Here is a 23,217-nt window from a genome sequence, read left to right as displayed (position 1 = left end):
GCTTCAGGGCGCGGCGGGCTCTCCCCGCGGAGCGCGCAGGGCGACCGCGCGAGCACCTTTGTCAGGGCGGCAGATCGTGGGCGCGGTCACTTGCCTTGACGAGCGTGCCCGACAGGGAGGTCCGAGCCGACGCAGCCGCAGCCGCACTCGTCGGAGAAGAGCGCCTCTCCCGGCGCGCAGATGAAGTCGACGAGGTGGCAGTACTCCGGGTCATGAGAGATGTAGCGGACATCCGGATCCGCGGCGTCGGGGCAGGTCTCCGGCGCGGGGCCGACGCAGCCACAGCCGCACTCGCCGCCGAAGAGCCTCTCGGGCGGCGAGCAAGCGAAGTCGATGAGCGCGCACTCGTTCTGATCGTGAGAGACGTAACGGACGCCCGGAGCGCCCGGGTCCGGGCACGCGGGAGGCGGCTCCTCGTCGATGCAGCCGCAGCCGCACCCTGGTTGGGTCATCAGCCGCTGTCCCTCCGCGCAGACGAAGTCGATGAGCGCGCACTCGTCCGGATCTTGAGAGACGTAGTGGACGCCAGGATCGCTCGGATCCGGGCACGCGGGAGGCGGCTCCTCGTCGATGCAGCCGCAGCCGCACCCCGGCGCGTTCATCAGCGTCTGTCCCTCCGCGCAGACGAAGTCGATGAGCGCGCACTCGTCCGGATCTTGAGAGACGTAGTGGACGCCAGGATCGCTCGGATCCGGGCACGCCCCGCCGCCGCCGCCCGTGGGAGGTTTACAGCCGAACATTCCTACGATCGAAGAGGCCGCAAGAAGCAACAAGGCACAGGCTCGCATGTTGGTCTCCGTATCTTTCTCGTGTGGGTTGGGAGATGCGCTCCCCCTCGAGGCCCGTCTCGAGCCTCCCGGAGGAGCAGAGAGCTGGAATCGACTCAGGGAGCGCCGGCCACGAAGAGCGTCACCGCCCGCCGGAAGACCTCCGGTGAAGACACCTCGATCAGCGCCACTTCCTCGCCGCGCGCGGCGGCCTCGGTCGGCCGGTACACCACGCGGAGCTCTCCGGCGCTCCCCGCCTCGAGGACCACGGGCGCCGCCGTTCCCTCGAGGCTGTACTCGGGGGCCGGGGCGCGCAGCGCGATCCTGTCGATCGCGAGCGGCGCGCCGCAGGAGTGCGCGAGCGCGATGGCGCTGCTGGACATCGCGCCGACGGCCGCCTCGGGCAGGGCGAGCTCCCGCTCGACCTCGAAGCAGCCTGCGAGCGGGCGAGGCGACGGCTCGAGGGCGCCGCGCCCGGCGATGAGGTCCACCGGCTCGGAGCGCAGCGCGCCGCGCCGCGCCTGGAGGCGCAGCTCGTCCCCCCGGAGGCCGTCGATGTCGAGCGCGAAGCTGCCGTCGGCCGCGACCGGCGCGACGACCGGAGGCGCGGTCCCATCGAGGTTCACCGCCCAGACCACGTCGGCGTCGGTCACGCTCCCGGGCGCGCCGGTGAGCTTCAGCGGGGCGCCGTCGCACTCGTCGCACACAGCGCCGACGACGTCGCCGGCGAGCGCCGGCGGCCGCTCGAAGGGCGGCTCAGGGATGGGGTTCACCCCGCACCCGGCGACGCAAGCGACGAGAAGGACCGCAAGCCAGCGCATCACGCCGTCCCTCTGTTCAAGAGTCGCGCCAATGCGGTCCGCGGCGTTCCGCGGAAATCGTGGCCCCTTGTTGTACCATTCTGTACCATATTGTACCGATGGTACACCACGGCATTGCGCCAGGGGCCGTGGTCGATGGCCGCTACGAGGTCGTGCGCGCGCTCGGGCGCGGCGGGCTCGCCTCGGTCTACGAGGCGCGCGACCGGCTCTTCGATCGCGACGTGGCGATGAAATCGCTGAGCTTCGGCTCCGCGGGCGCGCTCGAGGCGTTCCGGCGGGAGTTCTCGCTGCTCTCGGCCTGCGCTCACCCGCGCCTCCCGCGCGCATACGACTTCGCCCGGACGACGTCCGGCGGCGCGCCGGGGCAGCAGCTCACGTACGCCACGACGGAGCTCATCCGGGGCCGGACGCTGGCCGAGCACGCGCGGGGGCGCGCCTTCCGCGCGGCCCTGCCCGTCCTGCTCGACGCGCTCGACGCGCTCGGGTGGCTCCACGGCGCCGGCATCGTCCACGGCGACTTCAAGCCCGAGAACGTCCTCGTGCGGGACGACGGCGCGGGCGTGCTCATCGATCTCAGCGCGGCGCGGAGGATGCGCGCGGACGCGGGGGACCTCTCGGGGACGGCGCGGTTCTTCGCGCCCGAGCTCCTCCGGGGGGCCCCGCCGAGCGCGCGCACCGATCTCTTCGCCGTGGGGCGGACGCTCGAGGCCCTGTTCCCGCTCCTCTCCGGGGCGCCGCCCGCCGCCGTTCGCCGCCTCGCCGGGCGGCTCACCGCGGACGATCCGGCCAGCCGCCCCTCGGGGGTCGAGGAGGTCCTCGAGGCCCTCTCCGCCGGCGGCCTGCCGCGGCGCGCGCCCGCCGTCGTGAGCGAGCCGGGCGAGATCGTGGGGCGGGAGCGCGAGGTCGAGGCGTTCGGCGCGGCGCTCGAGGCGCTGCTCCGCGGCGAGCGCGGGCCGCGCGCGGTGATCGTCACGGGCGAGGAAGGCGCGGGCAAATCGCGGCTGTTCCGCGAGCTCAAGTGGCGCGCGCAGCTCAGCGCGCAGGTCGTCGAGGGCGCGCCCCGCGGCGACGATCCGCTGCGCGCGCTGCTGGTCCGGGCGCTCGGCGGCGCGCCGCTCCCCGCCGGCGTCGACGCGCTGCTCGGGGCCCGCGGCGAGCTCGCGGGGGCGCGCGGCGAGCTCGCGGGGGCGCGCGGGCGCGAGGGCGAGGCGGCGCGCGCCCCGCGTGATTCGCGTGATTCGCGCGATGTGCACGCGTTGCCCGCGCCGCGCCGGCCGCGCGTGCTCGCGATCGACGACGCGCACAGGCTGGGCGCGCACGACCGGGCGCTGCTCGAGGCGCTCGTTCGATCGGCCGAGCCGACCGACGCCGTCCTCTGGCTGATCGCCTCCGCGGAGCGGCTCGACGTGGGCGGCGGCGCGGTCGTCGAGCTCCCGCTGGGGCCGCTCGGGGAAGACGCCGTCCGGGTCTGGACCGCGCCCCTCGCCACGGCGGCGCGCACGTCGGACCTCTTGCGCGCGAGCGGCGGGCGCCCGCGCGCGCTCAAGGAGCTCTGCGCCGCGCTGGCGCAGCGCAGCCTGAGCGAGGCGGAGCTCGACAGGTTCGTCCACACGACGGGCACCCCGGAGCTCTGGCGCCGGCGCGTGGCGGCGCTCGACCGCGGCGAGGCGCGCGCCCTCGCGGCGCTCGCGGTCGCCGATCCGCTCGGGCCCGAGGCGGCCGCCGCGCTCGGCGTGGGGCGCGCGGCGCTCGACGCGCTCGAGGCCGCGGGGCTCGCGCGGCTCGACGGCGAGGGGTTCCGCCTCGGTCAGGCCGGGCAAGCGAGGGCGCTCCTGCCCTGGCTCGACGCGGGCGTCGTGCGCGAGGTCGCGGCCGCGATGGCGGCCCACCTCGCCGGCGCCGACGAGGCGGCCCTCGCCCCGGCGCTCCGCAGCCAGCGCGCGGCGGACCGGGCGAGGGCGCTCGTGCTCGCGGGCGACCACGAGGCGGCGCGGCGGGCGCTCGCCGCGTCCGGGCCGATGCTCGAGTGGGCGCCGCGCGCCTGGGTGCGCGCGGCGGACGCCGCCTGCGAGGTCCTGCCGGCGCCGAGGACGCTCGTGGCCGCGGCGTCCGCGATCGAGGCCGCCGGCGACCCGCGGCGCGCGCTCTCGCTGCTCGCGCGGGCGAGGCGCGCGGGGCCGCCCGCCGACGTCGGCGCGGAGCTCTCGTACCGGGCGGCGCGCTGCTACGAGAAGCTGGGGAAGGTCGAGCGGGCGCTCTGGCAGCTCGGGCGCGCGCGGGCCCTCGCGCCCGGTCCCTGGGGCGGGCGGCTCGCGAGCCTCTCCGCGCGCTGCCTGCTGCGCCTCGGCCGCTACGACGAGGCCCGGCGCGAGGCGGAGGGGGCGCTCGCGGCGCTCGCGGCGCCCGGATCGCGCGACGTCGCCCGCGCGCTCGCGGGCGGCGAGGCGCGCGAGGTCGACGGCGCGCTCGCGAGCGGCGAGGAGCGCGAAGCCGCCGCGGAGCTCGCCGAGACGCTGGGCCTCGCGCTCGGGTACCTGAGCGACCAGGCCGGGGCGCTCCAGAGCCTGGCGCGCGCCGTCGCGCTTCGGCCGGCGTCGGGCTCGCCCCGCGCCCGCGCCCGCACGCTCAGCTACCACGCGCTCCACGCCTACCGCGCCGGCGACGCGGCCCTCGCGGCGCGCGGGTTCCAGGAGGCGCTCGACCTGGCCGAGGCCGAGGGCCTGGGTGACCTGCTCGCGACGGCCGCGCTCAACCTGGGGACGGCGAGGCACCAGCTCGGCGACTGGGGCGCGGCGCTGCGCTGCTACGAGCGCGGCCTCCGGGCGGCGATCGCCTTCGCCAAGGAGCGGACCGAGGCGACCCTGCGCTTCAACCTCGCCAAGATCCACGCGGACGTCGGCCTCCTGGAGCGCGCCGAGCTCGCCGTCGCGCGGATGCGAGCGCCCGAGGGCCCGAGGGCCCCCGAGGAGATCGCCGTGGCGGCGCTCGGGCTCGCCGCGGAGATCGCCGCCGCGCGCGGCGCGCTCGGCGAGGCGGCGCGGCTGCTCGAAGAGGCCCGCGCCGGCCACGCGGCGCGCGGCTCGAAGCGCGAGGCGTGCGAGGCGGTGATCCACGCCGCGGAGGTCGCGCTCGCGGCGCGGGACAGGGCCGCGGCGGGCGCGCGGCTGGCCGAGGCCGCGGCGCTGCTCCGGGAGGCCGACGCGGCGGATCTCGCGCTGCGCCACGCGACGGCGGGCGCGGAGCTCGCGCTGGCCCGCGGCGACACGGACGCCGCCCTCGCGGAGGTGCAGCGGGGCGCGAGCCTCGTGGCGAGGGTCTCGCAGCTCGAGCTCCACGCGAAGCACGAGGAGGCGTCCGCCGAGGTGCTCCGCCTCCGGTCGGCGACGGCGCTGGCGGAGCGGCACCGCACGGCCGCGCTCGAGTGCTGGGAGCGCATCGGGAGCACGCTCCCCGCCGAGCTCGCCGAGGTCTTCTGGCGGCACCCCCGGCGGGCCGCGCTCCGCGGCGGGCCCGCGCCGCCGGGGGCCCGCATGGAGCTCGTGCTGAAGCTGCTCGAGGTGAACCGGCGCCTGAGCTCGACGCTCGACGCGGAGGAGGTGCTGCGCCTCGCCATGGACGCGGCCATCGAGCTGACCGGCGCCGAGCGGGGGTTCGTGATCCTGACGTCGCCGTCGCTGGGACCGGAAGGCTGCGCGAAGGGCAAGCTCGAGGTCGCGGTCGCGCGGAACCTCGATCGCGAGCGCGTCGGCAAGAGCCAGCTCAAGTTCAGCCACGGGATCGCGAAGCGGGTGGTCGAGCGCGGGGAGGCGGTGCTCACGGTCGACGCGCTGGCCGACGAGCGGTTCCACGGGAACGCGTCCGTGCACGGCCTGCGGCTCCGGTCGATCGTGTGCGTGCCGATCCGCGCGCACGGCGCGGTGCTCGGCGCCGTCTACCTCGACAACCGGTTCCAGCGCGGCAAGTTCGCGGAGGGCGACGCGGATCTGCTCGGCGCGTTCGCGGACCAGATCGCGGTCGCGCTGCACAACGGCAGGCTGATGGCCGAGCTCAGGGACCGCACGCGGGCCCTGGAGGAGGAGCAGCGGCGCGTCGCGGAGCTCATGCGCTCGCAGGCCGACGAGATCGAGCGGCTCTCGCACGAGCTCGAGCGGACGCGGGCGGACGCGCGCCGCGACTTCCCGGAGATCGCGGGGAGGAGCGCGCCGATGCGCGCGGTGCTCGCGCTCTGCGAGCGCGTCGCGGAGAGCGACGTGACCGTGACGGTGACCGGCGAGAGCGGCACCGGCAAGGAGCTCGTCGCGCGCGCGATCCACGCGGGCGGGCCCCGGCGGGACGGGCCGTTCGTGGCGGTCAACTGCGCCGCGCTGCCCGAGGCGCTGCTCGAGTCGGAGCTCTTCGGCCACGTGAAGGGCGCGTTCACGGGCGCGGTCCGCGATCACGGCGGGCTGTTCGTCTCGGCGCGGGGCGGGACGCTGTTCCTCGACGAGCTCGGGGAGGTGCCGCTCGGCGTGCAGGCGAAGCTGCTCCGCGCGCTGCAGGAGCGCTCGATCCGCCCGGTGGGGTCGGACCGGAGCGTCTCGGTGGCCGACGTGCGGGTCGTCTGCGCGACGAACCGGGATCTGCGGGAGGAGGTCGCCCGGGGGCGCTTCCGCGAGGATCTCTACTACCGGATCAGCGTCATCGAGATCCGCTTGCCGCCGCTGCGCGACCGGCCGGACGACATCCCGGCGATCGCACAGGCGATCGTCGAGAAGCTCGCGGCGCGCCAGGGCCGCCCGGCGTTCCGGCTGTCCCGGGGCGCGCTCCGGCGGCTCTCGTCGTACGGCTGGCCCGGCAACGTGCGGCAGCTCGAGAACGTGCTCTCGCGCGCGTGCGTGCTCTCACCGGGCCCGGAGATCGGCGCCGCCGACATCCAGCTGCCGGCGGCGGCGCCCGCGCCGCGTGGCCGGTCGCGCGCCGAGCACCAGGGCGCCGAGGAGGAGCGGATCCGCGCCGCGCTCGAGCTCTCCCGCTGGAACGTGTGCGAGGTGTCGAGGAGCCTCGGGATCCCGAGGATGACGCTGTACCGGAAGCTCGCCCGCTATGGGCTCTTGCGGAAGGAGTGAGGGTCAGGCCAGCGTGAGCAGGGCGCCAGCGACCAGACGTCCCACGCCGAGCGAGAGGGCTAATCCCAGACGCGCACGACCATGAGCCCCAGGTTCGACCGCTTCCCCGCGGCCACGATGCGGCCGTCGCGCTGGACGGTGACGGCGTAGAGGTAGTTCTGGTCCGGATGGTCGTCCAGCACGACGGCGCCCGAGGCGCCGAACCCGGTGTCCCTGGAGCCGTCCGGCAGGAGCCGCAGGATCGAAGCCGTGATGCCCGAGTTCACGGTGCCGCCCGCGACCACGCCGAGGATCTTGCCGTCGGCCTGGAGGGCGACACCATAGCCCCGCACATAGGGCTTCTCCTCGCCGCTCGCGTTCACCATGCCAGTCCCGCCGAACGTCGTGTCCGCGGAGCCGTCCGGGTTGAAGCGCGCGAAGGCATAATGGTTCACGCCATCGAGCGCGTATCCCACGAGGACCGGCTTGCCGTCGCTCCCGAGGGCGAGGTCGGAATCGTTGTAGGGCGTCTGCGAGAGATAGGCGATGCCGCCCGTTCCGAAGCCAGGATCGAGAACCCCGTCGCGATCGAGCCGCGCCGCAAGGAAGGTGGGGCCCGCGTCCCGCTCCGTCCCCCCGGCGATGATGCGGTCGTCTCCATCGATCGCGACGGAGTGCAGCGGCCGCTCGTCCATCGAGAAGAGACCCGAGCCGCCGAAGGCGCGATCGAGGTCGCCCGCGGAGGAGAACCGCACGATGATGCCGCGGTTGCCCGGCTTTCCGACGCCGGTGGCGATGATCCCGCCGTCGCTCTGCACGGCGACGCCGAAGCCGTCCGAGCCGCTGATCAAGGCGGGCTCGAGTCTCGCGACCCCGCTGGCGCCAAAGGCCTGATCGATCCCGCCGTTCGAGTGGAATCGGACGACCGCGAGCTGCGCGTCGCGTGACCCCACGGCCAGGATGCGCCCGTCCGGCTGTAGCGCCAGCGACTCGACGTCTCCCTTCTGGCCGACGACCAGACCCCCCGTGCCGAACTCCGGATCGAGCACGCCGCTCGGCAGAAAGCGCACGAGCCCCCAGGTGTCCCCATCGACCCCTGCAACGAGGATCCTGCCGTCCTCCTGGACGACGACAGCGCGCGCCTCGTGGGGCGTGCCGCTGGTGGCGATGCCCTCACCGTCGAACGACGCATCGAGCGTCCCCGGCGGATCGGCGACGAGCAGCGAGACCGGCAGTTCCCGATCCTCCAGCCCGGGCGCGCTGGCCACGAGCGAGGGCGCGGCACCGCCGACCGTCGCGAGCGGCTCCGCGGTCAGCGTGAGCACGCCGGTGGCCTCGCCGTCCGGGACCACGATCGGGCTCGCCGTGACGCCGCTCGGCAGGCCCGACAGCGAGAGCGCGACGTCGCCCGCGAAGTCGTCCGAGCGAGTGACGGCGACGGTGAGCGACGTCGAGCCGCCGCGCACCACGCGCGCCGCCGCCGGATCGAGCGCGATCGAGAAGCCCGCCTGGGGCGCCCCGCCGCCGCTGCCGTGCGCGGATGCGTCACCCCCACCGCCTCCGCCCGACGCGGCGCCGCCGGCACCAGCGCCGCCGTCACCGCCGGCCCCGTCGCGCGAGACGTCGTGAATGCCGAGAATTCCCTGGCAGCCGAGCGCAAGACAGGCCGCGGCCGCCCCGGCGAGGAAGGCCACGCGCGCGAGCCGGATACCCCGGGCCGGCCGGGGCAGCGTGCTCCTCTGCGCGAGCGGCACGAGCGGGAGGATCATGACGGCAGGCTACCACGTCAGCTCCGGGCCGGACGCGGCGCCGCCACGGCGCCGGGGGTCATGCGTTCGGAGACGAGGCGCTCTCCTCCACCTGCTGCGCGAGCTCATTCCACTCCGAGTACGCAAACCGGTACGGCTCGACGGACAGGCCCTTCAGGAATCGGACGATCGATCGCGCCACAGCGTCGACCTCATCGCGCGGCGCCATCGGGTGAGAACGCCATGCACGGAACCGCTCGACCACGTCCCGAGGCTCGAAGGGCAGACACCGCGAGTTCGGGCTCGGGTCGGGATCCGGATAGGAGGTCAACACCTCGATCTCCTGCCGCAGGAGGTCGAGCGCCCCGCAAGGATCTGCCTCCTGCAGGAGGCGCGCATAATCCCGATAAGGGGTGTGGTGTGACGGGCTCAGCCGCAGGGCCTTCTCGTAATAGAACCGCGCCCGATCCGGATTGCCCAGCCGATCGCGGTGCAGGTTCCCGAGCCTGCCGTACGCCTCGACCGTCCCCGGATAGGACCGCTTGACGTCGTAGTAATCCGGGTGGGAGGAGTACGAGTTCCTCGGGGAGAAATCGGGCTCGAGCTCGGCGAAGCGCGCGTAGTGCCGCGCGGCCTGCTCATGAGCGCCCCGGCGCTCGTAGAGCTCTCCCAGGTAGAAATGATTGACCACGTAGAGGCGCGGGTCGTGGTAGGCCCGCGAGACGTTGTCCAGATATCGCTCCTTCAGAGGCGCGCGCGGCATGACCTGAGCCGCTCCGCCCCGCCCCCGCGTCATGAGCGTCTCTGCCAGGTCGAAGGAGCGGAGGAGATGGCGCTCCGCCTGGTCCGATTCGTGATAATGCCACAGAAACTGGCTGCTGATGATGTAGGCCCCGAGCGGGTGGATGCCGTCCTCGTCCATGAACGGATCCGCGTGTCGATAAGGGGCCTCGGACTGGAACGAAGGCGCGATCTCGTCCCACCAGCGCTCGAGCTGGCGAAGCGACGCGAGCGCGCGCTCCAGTGACATGTTCAGGCTTCGCTCGGAGTACCAATGGTAGATATCGTACGGCATGCGCAGGAAGTCGACGGCCTGCGTGAGCGCCGCGCGCTCCTCGCTGGACAGCGATCGTCGCCTGGTCACGTCGTACTCGATGCGAGCGAGCCCCGGGTGCGCCCACCGGATCTGCTCCTCTTCCTCCTCCCGGAGCTCGGTCTGCAGAAGGTCGATCACGGTATCGATGTTCTCCCGGTTCGGCTCGTCGTCCTCGGCCTCGCGGGCGGCCTGCAGGACGGGGATGAACCGCTCCCAGCAAGCTCTGGTGTCGTAGACGCACCAGGCCGCATGGAACCTGACCAGCGGAGATGGAGACCGCAGCGCGCGCTCGTAGAGCGACGCGATCCGGTCATCGAGCGCGGCTTCACTTCGCGACGCCTCCGCGAGGAACACGAGCGGTTCCGCCGTGCGAGCCAGCTCGCGGTCAGCCAGGTCGATCAGCTCATCGCGGGTGTACTGCGAGAGCGCCTCCCTGCCGAGCGGCGTGACCGCATCCTGAGCCATGAACCAGGGATTCAACCACAGAGGACACGGCGTACACAGGCGTTTCCTTGGTACGCCATGCCCGGGCGTCCGCCGCTCCCGGACGGCCCACCGCGCCGCGAACACCAGCTACACCTGTACATCCGTTCAATGATCTGCTAGCCGATCGGCATGCGCTCCCGCAAGGCCGCCGCCGCCGTCGTCGTCGAAGAGCTGCCGTCCGCCGAGGAACCCATTGACGCGATCCCGCCCGACGACACCGCGGCGGACGAGCCGATCTCCGCCGTCCGGGAGCCGCTCGCGCTCGATCTCATCTGCATCGACTGCGGCAGCAGCGGCGGCGCCTACGACAGCTGCGCGCACCGCGAGCGCGCCCGCTTCCACGCGCCGCCGCGGGCAGCGCTGGAGCTCGTCGCGCGCCTGCGCCGGGCCGCCGCCGAGCACCGCGCCGCCGCCCGCGCCCTCCGCGCCCTGGTCACCGCCGAGCACGCGCGCGGTCGCGCCGAGATCGAGCGGGCGGATCCGGTCGAACCGCCGCAGCCCGAGGCGGCGCCGGACCCCCCCTCGCCTCCCCGGCTCGAGATCGCGGCGCCGGAGCCGCCCGCTCCGCCGCCGGCCGTCTGCCCGCGCTGCGCCGAGCGGACCGAGGGCGAGCCGACGGAGGCCGGGGCGCCGCCGCGCCGGCCAAAGCGCAAGGGGCGGGTGGTCCTCGAACAGCAGGCGTTTCTCTTTTCGAGCGATTCCGAGCAAGGGTCGCCGCACTCCGAGCAAGAGTCGCCTCACGGGACCTGAGCCACGACCAAGGCGCTGCCGAAGGAATCGGAGACCCGGGATCGGCGTTAGGCTGCGCCGATGTCCCCGAGCCCATCCCGAGCTCCTCGCTTGCGCGCCGGAGGCGGCGTCCTGGCCGCCGCGCGGCTCTGGCAACTCGCCTGCACGGGAGGAGCTCCACCCGGAACTCTGTCCGTGACCGGAGCGCGCCGGCCACTCGCGCCGCCTCGGCAGGAAGACTCAACACCACCGCGCCCGCTGCCCACGGAGCGCCAGAGGACGCCGGCGCCCCCGCCAGGGCAAGCGGCGCTTCCCGCCCCGGGTGCGCTTCCCGCCCCGGGTGAAGCGCCGGTTCCACCCGATGTCGTGGCCACGATGCAGGCGCTCGCCGCGCTCGACACAAGCGCGGAAGGCATCGGGCTGAGCGCGCCCCCCGCGAGAGCTCCCGCGCTGCTCCGCGCCTTGAAGGCCGAGCTCCGAGGCGTCGTCGGGCGCGCGCTCGACGCGGCCGAGGGCGCGCCTGCCGCCGCACGCGAGCGCGCGATGGCGGAGCTGGAGCGGCTCGGCGTCCGCCCCGCCGGCGAGGAACGGCGGTGGGGCAGCCTGCTCGACGTCCGCATCGAGCAGCCCGCGGCGCACCCCGAGCTCCGGGTCGCGCTCGTCACGCTCGCGGTCCCGTGCGGCGAGGACTCGTCTCTCTACGTCTTCGAGCGGGGCCGGGCGGGCTTTCGCCTCGCGCTCGCCCACGAGTGCGATCCGTCGGAGTGGACGTCCGAGGGAAACCGGCTGTCTTATGGCTTCCTCACGGACGCTGGTGGGACGAAGCTACGCCCCGGCCGATGCGCGAGTTCCTCGCGGCGCGCGAGGAGTCCCTGAGAGCAGCCGTCTCGGCGCTGGAGAAGCGCTTCATCGACGACGCCATCGACTGGGAAGGCACGACCGCGCTCCACGTCGAGGACGAGACGGCCACGCACCTCCACGTGTCCGTGCTCTCGTCCGACGGCCGCAAACGGCTCGCGCGCTTCCGCGTCGACAGGCGCACGCACGAGCTCTCGTGGACGACAACGGCGAGCTCCGCGGCTACGGGGCGTTCAAGGCGAGCTGGTACCGGGACCATCACCCGGCGGTCATCGCGCTCGGCCAGCTGCTCGAATGGAAGTGGTCCGGCGTCGATTCGCTCACGCTGGAGGCATCCCACGGCCACGTCTTCGATCTCATCGCGCGAGCCGACGAGACCTGCTCCCCGGCGAGCACCCTGTGCACGACGGAGCGATTCCGCGTCGATATGCGGCGCGGCGCGGCGATGTGGCACGACGGCAAGGCCTACGTGCCCATCGAGCGATTTCTCCAGGACCTGGAGCGGAAGGGGCAAAGGGCCGTCCTCCTGGCCAGGGCCTGGGCGCTGAAGCGACGAGGGCCCGCCGGCGCCTCCTGCATCGCCTTCCGGCCCGAGAGCGTCGACAGGGCGAGCGCGCACGTCCGGATGCACCTCGCCCCGCCGTGCAACACCTCCCCGATGCTGATGACGCTGGCCTGGTACTTCGTGGATCTCCGCACAGGCAAGGTGTGCTCGTACGAGGACGAGAAGTGCGCGTCGGAGGCCGGACAGGAGAGGCCATGACATCGTCCAGCAGGGCTCCGGCGCCATGAGGTCGCCCGCCGAGGTGCCCTCGCCGCCGCCCTCACCACCCGCCGAACGGTGCTGACAAGCGCAGCCGTCCGTCCGATACTCTCGCTGCTTGCCGCACAGCGCCGCTAGCCATCAGCAGACGACCGGGAGCCGGACGTGACGACGCGGATGCGCTCCCGCCGCGGGCGCGCCGCAGAAGCGGCATGGCCACACGGGTGCCCCGTGCTACCCATTTCCGCTTGGGATCGCGTCACGACGGAGCGCCGGCGCTGAGGACCACCGAGGATCCTGCCACCATGTCGCCCGATAGAGCCATCGGCATCATGTGCCCCGACATCTGGGGCAGCTATGTTTGCGAGCTTCTCGGCGGTATCCAGTCGGCCGCCGCGCGCGCCGGATATCGGGTGCTCGCCATCAGGGCGTCCCCGCGAGACGTTCACAGGCTGCGGCTCGCGCGAGACCAGGTCGACGGGTGGATCGCGCTCATCGACGCGGCGGAACTCGAGCCCTTCCTCGACGACGGCCGGCCCGTCGTGACCCTCAGCGCGCGCGCAAACGAGGACGCGCGCTGTCCCTACGTCCTGCCCGACAACCACGGTGGCGCCCTCTCGGCCGTACGCCACCTGCTCGACCACGGGCACGAGCGGATCGTCTTCGCGGGCCACATGGCGCACGAGGACATCCGGCAGCGCTTCCAGGCCTACCGGGACGCGCTCGAGGAGCGCGGCATCTCGTTCGACCCCGACCTCGTCTTCGATCTCCCGAACAACGAGCGGGCGAGCGGTCGGCTCGCCGTGCAGCGCCTGCTGGAAGAGGGCGTCACCTGCACCGCGATGTTCATGTCGGCCGACAAGGAGGCGCTCGGGGTCCTCGACGCGTTCGCCGAGGCTGGCATCCGCGTCCCCGAGGACATCGCGCTCGTCGGGTTCGACGACATCGAGGCGGCCCGGTACGCCTCGCCGCCGCTGACGACGGTCCGCCAGCGGTTCGACCGGCTCGGCGGGACGGCCGCCGAGCTGCTCATCGACCTCCTCGCCGGGCGGGAGCTCCCCTGCGCGGGGCACATCGCGCCGACGACCCTTGTGCTGCGCCGCTCCTGCGGCTGCTCGCCCGCCCCGGCGCTGCGCGACGCGCCCCCGTCGTCCCGCAGCGCCGCTGCGCCGGCCAGCGGGCCCCCGTCGTCCCGCAGCGCCGCCGCGCCGTCCGGCGCGCTCGCGCGGGAGCTCGCCGCGCTCGCGAGCGCCTCGACATCCCTCGATCCGAGCTCGCCGGCGGAAGAGGCCTGGCCCGGGGCGACGGAGGTGGTCCTCGGGCTCGAGGCAGCCGTCTGGGGCAGGCCCGGCCCCGCCGCCGCGGAGCTGGAGAGGGCCTGGCGGGAGGCCGCGGAGCAGATGCCCGACATCGACCAGCTCCTCGAGATGGTCGACCGGCTGGAGCGGGCCGGCCAGAAGATGCTCCGCGGCGCGGGGGACGCCGCCGCAGAGCGGCGCGTCGCGGCGTACATCCGGGCGGCCCGGCGCGCCATGATGGAGGGCCGGGTGGCCATCGAGGCGGCCCGCGCCGACTACCTGAACGGCCTGCTCGACATCAACCTCGTCATCCGGGAGACGCTCCTGGCGGACGCGGGCGGCAGCGGGAGCAAGCTGAGCTGGCTCTCCGCGGTGCAGATGAGCTGGGGCTGCCTCGCCGTGTGGGAAGCGCCCGGGGACACGGGTCGCGCGCTGCGGATCGTCGAGAGCTGCTCCCCCGGGGCGACGGCCGCCGCGCCCGAAGCGGGCGCGCGCGTCGCGGCCGAGGCGTTCCCGCGCCGCGAGTGGCTGCCTACCGCCGCCCAGCGCGACGACCACGTCCTCCGGCTCATCCCGCTCCGCGGCGAGGGTGAGGGTGAGGATCGCGGCATCCTCGCCGTCTGCGCCCCGGTGAGCAGCCCGCTCGGGCTGGATCACCGGGACATGGAGATGTGGGTGGCGATGCTCACCGCGGCGCTCGAGCGCGCGTCGCTGATCGAGTCGCTGATCGAGCAGGAGCAGCAGGCGCGCGCCGCCTACGAGCGCGAGCGCGCCCTCGCGGACAACGTGCGCCAGCTCGGGTGCCCGGTCATCCCGCTCGACAAGGGCGTGCTGCTCGTGCCGCTCGTCGGCGCCATCGATCTGGAGCGCGCGCGCCACGTGCTCGAGGTGGTGCTCGCGGAGCTCAGCCGCCAGGAAGCCGAGGTGCTGCTGATGGATATCACCGGCGTGCCCTTCGCCGACATGCAGGTCGCGGCGTCGCTGATGAAGACGACCCGCGCCGCCCTCCTGCTCGGCGCCGAGGTCATCGTCGTGGGGATGCGGCCGCAGGTCGCGCAGGGGTTCATCCGCCTCGGCATCGACCTCCAGGGCATGACGCTCCACCAGACCCTCGGCAGCGCGCTCTCGGCGCTGCGCGGCAGGCGACAGCCGATCACGGCGCCACGGGCGCCCCGTGCCTGAGCCGCGGCCGGCGGAGCCCGGCGCGGACCAGGGCTCCCCGGGCTGGCCGCCTGTAGAGCGGGCCGGCGCGACGACAGGAGAGGCGCCGCAGATCGCCGTCCTCGACGTCCACTACGAGGGCGACGGCGCCCGGGCCGCGTGCGTGATCGCCGCGCGGTGGGCCGACGCGACGCCCAGCGAGGAGCAGGTCGCCGCGCTCCCTCGGTCAGGCCCTATCGCCCCGGCGCCTTCTTCGAGCGCGAGCTGCCCTGCCTGCTCGAGGTCCTCGGGCGCGTGCGCGCCCGCCCCGCAGCGCTCGTCATCGACGGTTACGTCGAGCTCGACCAGGCCGGCGCGCCCGGCCTCGGATGGACGAGCCGGAGCACGCGCTGCCCAGGCCGGCGAAGCGGCTGAGCACGCGCTCGAGGATGAACCGACGGTGTGGCGTCGGGAGCCAGGGCGACGGAGGTGCACCGGCACGGCGGCTCTCATGGATTGAACGTGGCCACGAAGACATCGCGATGCGCCGCATAGGGTATCGGGCCGGTCCCGAAGTCCACCGGATCCATCATGCTGCCGGTGATGGCAATCGTGCCATTTGGAGAGAACACGACATCCTCCACGGAGGCATCGAAGCTGACCCACCAGAGCTCGTTCCCGCTCGCGTCGAGCCTGGCGAGCCCCCCTCCGGCGACGACCATGCCCCCGGCGGAATCGAGGGCGATCTTGTCGCCGAAGCGCACCGAGCGGCTGAAGACATGCTGGCCTGCAGCGTCCAGCTTGACGAGCACGGGTCCGGCGGGGAGCACGCCGCCGCCGAAGTCGACGATGCCATCCGTGAAGCCCGCCACAAGGATCTCGTCCGCCGCGTTGACCGCCACCGAAGAGGCGGCCGCCGTTCCGTCGGACTCGAACAGGCGCTGCCAGAGCAGCGCGCCCGACGGGTCGAACTTGGAGACGGTGAAATAGAACGGCCCCGGATAGTAGAAAATTGGTGGGTCCTCGTTCGCCACGATCACGTTGCCGGCGCTGTCGACTGCGAGACTTACCGCTCCGAAGCTGACGGCGGATGCCGGCACGTCCTGCGTCCAGAGGACGCCGGTGCCTCCGGCACCCAGCCTCGTCAGATAGGCATAATCGTCGAGGTTGTAGATCATGTACACGTTGTCGGAGGCATCCACGGCGACCTCCGCTACTCTCCACATCATCGAGGGGACCAAGACCGGGTATCCGGCGCTCCAGACGTGATCGCCGTTGGCGTCGAACTTGGCCACGAAGGCTCCCGTGTCGTCGGCGCCCGAGATCGGACCCCCACCGAAATCTGGACCTGGGAGGAGCCCCATCAGGCCGCCGTACATGCCGGCGAGGAAGATGTTGCCATTCCCGTCAACGGTCATGGTGCCGCTCTGATCGTCGAACTCGGTCCCGTAGCGCCTGCTCCAGATCACCGAGCCCGAGGGATCGAGCTTGAGAAAGAAGACGTCGGATTGCCCTGCGCTGGTGAGGGGGCCGGCGCCGAAATCGACCGTTCCCTCGAAATCACCCGAGACGTAGTAGTTGCCCGAGGCGTCGCTCACGATGGACAGGCCGTTGTCCCAGCCGGAGCCGCCGTATCCGCGCGCCCACGGTGGCCGCTGAGGGCAACTGGCCACGCCGTCGCAGCTCTCGTCCACCGGGGTGGCGCAGAGCTCTGCGGCGGGCGTTACCTCACCCGTACAGGGGCCGTAGCCAAGGCCGTCCGAGCGACAGGTCTGCGTCCCGGGAGCGCAGCGCCCGACGCCCGCGGTCCCGGCCGGGCCAGTGTAGCAGGCGGCGACCGAGCCCGGCGCGCACGTGCCTGGCATGCCGCTGCCGGTCGAGTTGCTGCCGCTATCGCCGCCGGTGCCACCCGCGGGCTGGCCGTCGCCCGTACCGCCCTCACCGAGCGCCCCGCGCGCGCTGGCGGTATGGCCGCTGTCCGCTGCAGCGTCGTCGCTGCGGCCGTCACCTGCTCCGCCGCCGCGCGCCGCCGGCTCACACGCCGTCGCGGCGACGACAGCTGCGATGGCCAATGCGGTCGCGGCGCCCATGCTGGTCCCGGTTGCTGAATCGACACGCTCGGAAGCGCTGTTCATGGTCGCTTCGTTGCTCGGCGTCGGCGCGGTATTCATCAGCGCCGCGCGATAGCTCGCAACATCTCCATCCTTCGGAGGAGGTGTCGACTGCCGCGAGCGCGCGGGGACGAGGCGGAGGCGCCATCTCGAATTCGGCCTCCCGGCGCGCGCGCCGCTCCTCTACTCCTCCACTACTCCTCCACGTCCGGCCCCGCCGGCCCCGGCGCCGGGCCGGTGGGGCCGGGAGCGCGGCGCGCGCGGCTTGCCTTTGCTGACGCCGACCCGCCGCACGAACGACAGGAACTGCCGGAGCGTGGGCGAGGCGTCGTCGGCGCGCCACGCGACGAGCAGGTCGGTCGACGGCGCGCCGACGATCGGCCGCAGCGCGAGCCCCTTGCGCCCGACATTCTTGATGGATTCCGGCAGGATAGAGACGCCGAACCCCGCGGCCACCAGGCTCAGGATGTCGAGGTGCAGCGCCTCCTGCGCGATGCGCGGGGAGAAGCCCGCCTCGCGGCAGAGCCCCATCACCAGGTCGAAGAAGGCCGACCCGCGCTGGCGCGGGAACACGACGAACGGCTCGCGCGACAGGAGCTCGAGCGGGATGCGCTTCCGCGCGGCGAGCGGGTGGTCGGCCGGCAGGGCGACGAGGAGCGGCTCGCGCCGGACGCACTCGGACGCGAGCCGGGCGTCGTGGAGCGGCGCCCTCACGAAGCCGACGTCGATGCGCCCGTCCTTGAGCGCCTCGATCTGCTCCTGCGGCGGCATCTCGCGCAGCGCGAGCTCCACCGCGGGCAGCTCCCCGCGAAAGGTGCGGACCAGCTCGGTGATGCCGCTGTACGCGAGCGACGAGAGGTAGCCGACCACGAGGCGCCCGGTCTCGCCCACGCTCGCGCGCCGGGCCTCGTGCACCGCGAGATCGAGCGCGTCGAAGACCCGCCGGACATGGGCGAGGAACATCGCGCCCGCGGGCGTCAGCTCGACGCGCCGCCGCGAGCGATCGAAGAGCGAGAACCCGAGCTCGGACTCGAGATCCTGGATCTGCCGGCTCAGCGGCGGCTGGGCGATGCCGAGCCGCTGCGCCGCGCGGCCGAAGTGCCGCTCCTCGGCGACGGCCGTGAAGTACCGGAGGTGGCGCAGATCCATACCTTGAAGGTATCGTGTGATACGAAAGAATAGATTGGACGAACGTCACGGGCACCCTAAATGCGGAGCCTGCCCTCAGGCGCCACCCCCGGCCGGGGCGCTCCGGAGGGGGACGGGAATTGGCCCATGTGGCTCGTCCGGATCGCGCTTCAACGCACGTACACGTTCATCGTGATGTCGATGCTGATCGTCATCCTGGGCGTGTTCACCGTCGCCCGGATGCCGACGGACATCTTCCCGGACATCGACATCCCGGTCCTGTCTGTAATTTTCAACTACGGCGGCCTCCCCCCCGAGGAGATGGAGAAGCGCATCGTCAACAATTACGAGCGCTTCCTCACCACGACCGTCAACGACATCGATCACATCGAGAGCCAGTCGCTCACCGGCATCTCGATCATCAAGATCTTCCTCCAGCCCGGGGCCAGCATCGAGGCCGCCACGGCGCAGGTCACGGCGATCTCGCAGACCGCCATCCGCCAGATGCCGCCCGGGATCAGCCCGCCGCTCATCATCCGTTACAGCGCCTCCAACGTGCCGATCCTCCAGGCCGCGCTGGAGAGCGAGTCGCTGAGCGAGCAGCAGCTCTTCGATTACGCGGTCAACTTCATCCGCGCCGACATCGCGACGATCCGGGGCACGCAGATCCCGTACCCCTACGGCGGCAAGCAGCGGCAGATCATGGTCGACATCGACCCCCAGCGCCTCTTCGCCTGGGGGCTGTCGCCGCGCGACGTGAACGCGGCGCTCGGGCTGCAGAACGTCATCCTGCCCTCCGGCACGGCGAAGATGGGGGAGAACGAGTACCCCGTCATCCTGAACAGCAGCCCCGCGGCCTTCGAGGAGCTCGGCAAGCTGCCGCTCAGGACCGTGAACGGCAGGACCGTGTACCTCCGCGACGTCGCGAGCGTGCGCGACGGGAGCGCGCCGCAGACGAACATGGTGCACGTCGAGGGCAAGCGCAGCGTGCTCCTGAGCATCCTCAAGAACGGGAGCGCGAGCACGCTCGACGTCGCCTCGCGCATCCACGCGATGCTGCCCGCCACGCTGGAGAAGCTCCCGAAGGAGCTCAAGGTCTCGCTGCTCTTCGATCAGTCCGTGTTCGTCCGCGCCGCGGTCTCCGGGGTCGTGCACGAGGCGCTGATCGCCGCGGGGCTCACGGCGCTCATGATCGTGCTGTTCCTCGGGAGCTGGCGCAGCACGCTCATCGTCGTCATCAGCATCCCGCTCTCGATCCTCGTCTCGATCATCGCCCTGAACGCCCTCGGCCACACGCTCAACGTGATGACGCTCGGCGGGATGGCGCTCGCGGTCGGCATCCTGGTCGACGACGCGACCGTGGCCATCGAGAACATCCACAGGAACCTCGGGCAGCGGAAGCCGTTCCTGCGCGCCATCGTCGACGGGGCGCAGGAGATCGCCGTCCCGGCGCTCGTCTCCACGCTCTGCATCTGCATCGTCTTCGTGCCGGTCGCCTTCATCACCGGCGCCGCGCGATCGCTCTTCGTGCCGATGGCCATGGCGGTCGTCTTCGCCATGCTCACGTCGTACTTCCTGTCGCGGACGCTCGTCCCGACGCTCGTGCGCCTGCTGCTCGAGCGCGAGGCGGCGGAGCACGCGCACGGCCACGCCGCTCCCCAAGGCCTCTTCGGGCGCGTCTTCGCCGCGTTCAACCGCGCCTTCGACCGGCTGCGGGCGGCGTACGGCGGGTGGCTCGCGTGGGCGCTCGCGCACCGCGCCCTGTTTGTCGGGGCGTTCCTTGCGCTCGTCGCCGCCTCGGTCGCGCTGATCCCGCTCCTCGGCCGCGACTTCTTCCCGACCGTCGACGCGGGGCTCATCAAGCTCCACGTGCGCGGCCCGCCGGGCACCCGCCTCGAGGAGAGCGAGCGGCGCTTCGCCCGGATCGAGGAGACCATCCGCGGCGCGCTCCCGCCGGGCGAGATCCGCACGATGCTCGACAGCATCGGGATCCCGGCGAGCGGCATCAACCTGTCGCTCAGCGAGGGCGCGCAGATCTCGTCGGCCGACGGCCAGATCTTCATCGCGCTCGCGGAGCACCACCGGCCCACCGCCGACCACGTCCGGGCGCTCCGCGCGAGGCTCAACGCGGCGTACCCCGACACGACGTTCTTCTTCCTCGCCCCCGACATCTCGACGCAGGTGCTGAACTTCGGCCTCGCGGCGCCGATCAACGTCCAGGTCGTCGGCCCGATCGGCAAGGAGGACGAGACCTACGCCGTCGCGCTGAAGATCGCCGATCGCATGGAGAGGATCCCCGGCGCCGTCGACGTCCACCTCGCGCAGGTGCCGGCGAGGCCGCAGCTCCGCATCGACGTCGACCGCACCATGGCGGACCAGCTGGGTCTCAGCCAGCGGGACGTGGCGAGCGACGTGCTGGTCTCGCTCTCGTCGAGCGGGCAGACGTCGCCGACCTACTGGCTGGACAAGCGCGGCGTGCAGTACCTCGTCGCCGTCCAGACGCCCCAGTACGCGATGGGGTCCATCGACGACGTGAACACCACGCCGCTGTCGACCGGCGACGGCCGCCCCCAGCTCCTGTCCAACGTCGCGTCGATGTCGCGCACGACCGGGCCGGCGAACATCACCCACTACAACGTCGCGAGGACGTTCGACGTCCAGGCGAACGTCGACGGCACCGACCTCGGCTCGGTCGCGGGCGCCGTCGCGCGCGTCGTGGACGAGCTCAGGCCCGAGCTGCCGCGCGGGACGAAGGTGACCATCAAGGGGCAGGCCGAGAGCATGGACACCTCGTTCACGGGGCTCGGCTACGGGCTCCTCTTCGCTGTCGTGCTCGTCTACCTGCTCATGGTCGTGAACTTCCAGTCGTGGCTCGACCCGCTCATCATCCTGATGGCGCTCCCGGGCGCGGTGGCCGGCATCGCGTGGGTGCTCTTCGTGACGCACACGACGCTGAGCGTGCCCGCGCTCATGGGCTCGATCATGTGCGTCGGCGTCGCCACGGCGAACAGCATCCTCGTCGTGACGTTCGCGAACGACCAGCGCAAGCTGGGCCGCGACGCGGGCACCGCGGCCCTCGCCGCGGGCATGACGCGCCTCAGGCCGGTGCTCATGACGGCGCTCGCGATGATCTTCGGCATGCTGCCCATGTCGCTCGGCCTGGGCGAGGGCGGCGAGCAGAACGCCCCGCTGGGGCGCGCGGTCATCGGCGGTCTCCTCGTCGCGACGCTGAGCACGCTCTTCTTCGTGCCCGTGATGTACAGCCTCCTCCGGAACAAGGCCCCGGCCAGAGACCTGCTCGCAGAGGACCTATGAGCTCGACCGCCCGCCGCGCCCCTGTCCCCCCGACGTCTGCTCCCCCGTCTCCGGGCAGCCCTGCCGACGATCTCGGGTTCGATCTGCCGCCGCCCGCCGTGCTGACGAGGACGCGCGGCCTCGCCCTCGGGGTGGGCCTCGTCGTCGTGCTCGGCGCGGCCTTCGCCGCGGCCTACCTGCCCCGCCGGAACGCCCGCGCCGCGCTCGAGCAGGGCGCGCGGGCCGCCGAGGGCGCGGCCCCGCGCGTGGGGGTCGTCGCGCCGCAGTCGGTGTCGAGCGACAGGGCGCTCGTCCTGCCCGGGAGCATCCAGCCCCTCGCCGAGACGGTCGTCTACCCGCGCGTGAGCGGCTACGTGCGGAAGTGGACCGCGGACATCGGCGACAAGGTCGAGGAGGGGCAGATCCTCGCCGAGATCGACACGCCCGAGCTCGACCAGGAGCTCGCGCAGGCCCGCGCGCAGCTCGTGCAGGCGAGCGCCGGCCTCGTGCAGGCCGAGGCCAACCGCGACCTGTCGAGGTCGAGCGTGAAGCGCTACGAGCAGCTCGTCCCCGCGGGCGTGGCGCCCCAGGAGGAGCTCGAGCAGCGGCAGGGGCAGGCGCACGTCGCCGAGGCGAGCGTCACGGTGGCGCGCGCGGCGATCACCGCGCAGCAGGCGAACGTCCAGCGCATCCTCGACCAGAAGAAGTTCGCGAAGGTCGCCGCGCCGTTCGCGGGGACGGTCACATCGCGCACGATCGAGCGCGGGGCGCTGGTCACGGCGGGCAACGGGACGCCGCTCTTCACCATCGCGGCGACCGACCCCGTGCGCGTCTTCGTCGGCGTCCCGCAGGACGTGGCGCCCAGCGTGCGGGTCGACGCGCCGGCGAAGGTCACGGTGCGCGAGTTCGCGGGTCAGCCGTTCCAGGGCACGATCGCGCGCACGGCCGGCGCGCTCGACGCGGCGACCCGGACGATGAACACGGAGGTGCGGGTGCCGAACCCCGACGGCCGGCTGCTCGCGGGCATGTACGCGGAGGTCGCGCTGACCTTGCCCACGCCGCACCGCGTCCTCGAGATCCCGGCGACGGCGCTCTACAACGACGCCAAGGGGCTCCGCGTGGCCGTCATCGACCCCGGGAGCAAGATCCGCTTCGCGCCGATCGTCGTCGAGCGCGACACGGGCGCGACGATCCATGTGTCGACCGGGCTCGACGGGAGCGAGCGCATCGTGAAGCTCGCGAGCGCGGAGCTGAGCGAGGGGATGGCCGTCGAGATCCTCCCTGAAGGGCCGCCGCCCCCGCCTCCGGGCGGACCTGCCCGCTGAGGTCAACCTCGTTCGCGTCGAGCTCCTGCGTAAGCAGCGCCCTGGAGAACGCCGGGTGGTGGGGTAGTTACCCCATCCTGCCGGAATGATGGGGCCGCCAAGACGCCATAAGACGCCATAAGACGCCAAGATTCTGATGTCACGCTGTGACAGTGTCACGATGTCACGCCTGACGATGTCACGATGTCACGCCTCCGCGAGCGTGCCTTCGTGCGGCGCGGCAGCGCGCAGAGCCACTCCCCTCCTCCTCGCGAGCGGCGCGATGCCGGGCGGAGGCGGCGTCCGGCGCGGCGCTGCCGGAGGCGTCAGGAGCTCGCAAGTGGCTGATATGCGATGCATTTCCGTGGGCTCCACGCGGCGCAACGGCCGCTCCTGAGGGGCGCCCGGCCGTCGTCGCGGCCACCAAGGCGCGCGCTCCGCGCGGGGTGCGCAGCTCGCCGGAGCGCCGTGCGGCCCGCTGGCACGAAGGGTGGATAAGCCCCTGACGGGGCGCGGGCGAAGAGGCGCTCCGAGACCGCAGTCGATGACCCCGATAACCCTTCGCCCCGCCCCGCGGCGCGCCGCGGCTG

14 protein-coding genes are annotated in these 23,217 nt (G+C 73.0%); 8 read left to right on the top strand and 6 right to left on the bottom strand.

Annotated elements, in window-relative coordinates:
• Positions 1 to 86 precede the first annotated feature (86 nt).
• Together WMF19_RS08025 and WMF19_RS08020 are read right to left on the bottom strand one after the other, a co-directional pair.
• Complete coding sequence (locus tag WMF19_RS08025; RefSeq protein WP_437328186.1) at positions 87 to 740, bottom strand: hypothetical protein; 654 nt, start codon at positions 738 to 740, stop codon at positions 87 to 89.
• A 143-nt stretch (positions 741 to 883) separates the two neighbouring features.
• Positions 884 to 1,588 carry a hypothetical protein gene (locus tag WMF19_RS08020; protein WP_437901605.1) on the bottom strand — a complete coding sequence of 235 codons (705 nt, stop codon included), beginning with the start codon at positions 1,586 to 1,588 and terminating at the stop codon, positions 884 to 886.
• Between the two features lie 98 nt (positions 1,589 to 1,686).
• Between WMF19_RS08020 and WMF19_RS08015 the strand changes: the two genes are divergently transcribed.
• Positions 1,687 to 6,693, top strand: coding sequence for a sigma 54-interacting transcriptional regulator (locus WMF19_RS08015; RefSeq protein WP_437898545.1), 5,007 nt, complete (start codon positions 1,687 to 1,689; stop codon positions 6,691 to 6,693).
• 59 nt (positions 6,694 to 6,752) lie between these two features.
• Here the strand turns inward: WMF19_RS08015 and WMF19_RS08010 are convergent, their stop codons facing one another.
• The gene (locus tag WMF19_RS08010) at positions 6,753 to 8,441 is read right to left on the bottom strand and encodes a hypothetical protein (protein ID WP_437898544.1); all 1,689 of its coding nucleotides are present in this window, start codon (positions 8,439 to 8,441) and stop codon (positions 6,753 to 6,755) included.
• A 58-nt stretch (positions 8,442 to 8,499) separates the two neighbouring features.
• A complete protein-coding gene (locus WMF19_RS08005; protein WP_437898543.1) occupies positions 8,500 to 9,981 on the bottom strand; it encodes a hypothetical protein in 1,482 nt (493 codons plus the stop codon).
• Between the two features lie 150 nt (positions 9,982 to 10,131).
• On the opposite strand from WMF19_RS08005, the gene WMF19_RS08000 reads away from it, so the two are divergent.
• The 5 genes from WMF19_RS08000 (at position 10,132) to WMF19_RS07980 (ending at position 15,225) form a co-directional block, all read left to right on the top strand.
• Positions 10,132 to 10,752 (top strand): hypothetical protein, encoded by a 621-nt coding sequence (locus WMF19_RS08000; protein WP_437898542.1) that lies wholly within the window; start codon positions 10,132 to 10,134, stop codon positions 10,750 to 10,752.
• A 345-nt stretch (positions 10,753 to 11,097) separates the two neighbouring features.
• Positions 11,098 to 11,607: a hypothetical protein gene (locus WMF19_RS07995; protein WP_437898541.1), complete on the top strand. Its 510-nt coding sequence runs from the start codon at positions 11,098 to 11,100 to the stop codon at positions 11,605 to 11,607.
• Between the two features lie 178 nt (positions 11,608 to 11,785).
• Positions 11,786 to 12,352, top strand: coding sequence for a hypothetical protein (locus WMF19_RS07990; protein WP_437898540.1), 567 nt, complete (start codon positions 11,786 to 11,788; stop codon positions 12,350 to 12,352).
• A gap of 305 nt (positions 12,353 to 12,657) precedes the next feature.
• The gene (locus WMF19_RS07985) at positions 12,658 to 14,832 is read left to right on the top strand and encodes a substrate-binding domain-containing protein (RefSeq protein ID WP_437898539.1); all 2,175 of its coding nucleotides are present in this window, start codon (positions 12,658 to 12,660) and stop codon (positions 14,830 to 14,832) included.
• A gap of 156 nt (positions 14,833 to 14,988) precedes the next feature.
• Entirely contained in the window at positions 14,989 to 15,225 is a 237-nt protein-coding gene (locus WMF19_RS07980) for a hypothetical protein (RefSeq protein ID WP_437898538.1), read from the top strand.
• Between the two features lie 74 nt (positions 15,226 to 15,299).
• On the opposite strand, the gene WMF19_RS07975 is transcribed toward WMF19_RS07980, so the two are convergent.
• On the bottom strand, positions 15,300 to 16,925 hold the full coding sequence (locus WMF19_RS07975) for an outer membrane protein assembly factor BamB family protein (RefSeq protein ID WP_437898536.1): 1,626 nt from the start codon (positions 16,923 to 16,925) through the stop codon (positions 15,300 to 15,302).
• A 159-nt stretch (positions 16,926 to 17,084) separates the two neighbouring features.
• Positions 17,085 to 18,050 carry a LysR substrate-binding domain-containing protein gene (locus tag WMF19_RS07970; RefSeq protein WP_437898534.1) on the bottom strand — a complete coding sequence of 322 codons (966 nt, stop codon included), beginning with the start codon at positions 18,048 to 18,050 and terminating at the stop codon, positions 17,085 to 17,087.
• A gap of 126 nt (positions 18,051 to 18,176) precedes the next feature.
• Between WMF19_RS07970 and WMF19_RS07965 the strand changes: the two genes are divergently transcribed.
• On the top strand, positions 18,177 to 21,344 hold the full coding sequence (locus WMF19_RS07965; protein ID WP_272101093.1) for an efflux RND transporter permease subunit: 3,168 nt from the start codon (positions 18,177 to 18,179) through the stop codon (positions 21,342 to 21,344).
• On the top strand, positions 21,341 to 22,648 hold the full coding sequence (locus WMF19_RS07960; protein ID WP_437898533.1) for an efflux RND transporter periplasmic adaptor subunit: 1,308 nt from the start codon (positions 21,341 to 21,343) through the stop codon (positions 22,646 to 22,648). The genes WMF19_RS07965 and WMF19_RS07960 overlap by 4 nt, the downstream gene beginning before the upstream one ends.
• Positions 22,649 to 23,217 lie beyond the last annotated feature (569 nt).

This window comes from Sorangium sp. So ce124 (genome assembly GCF_051525235.1).
In the GTDB taxonomy this organism is placed as follows: Bacteria; Myxococcota_A; Polyangia; order Polyangiales; family Polyangiaceae; genus Sorangium; species Sorangium atrum.
This window is presented reverse-complemented; position numbering and strand designations above follow the sequence as displayed.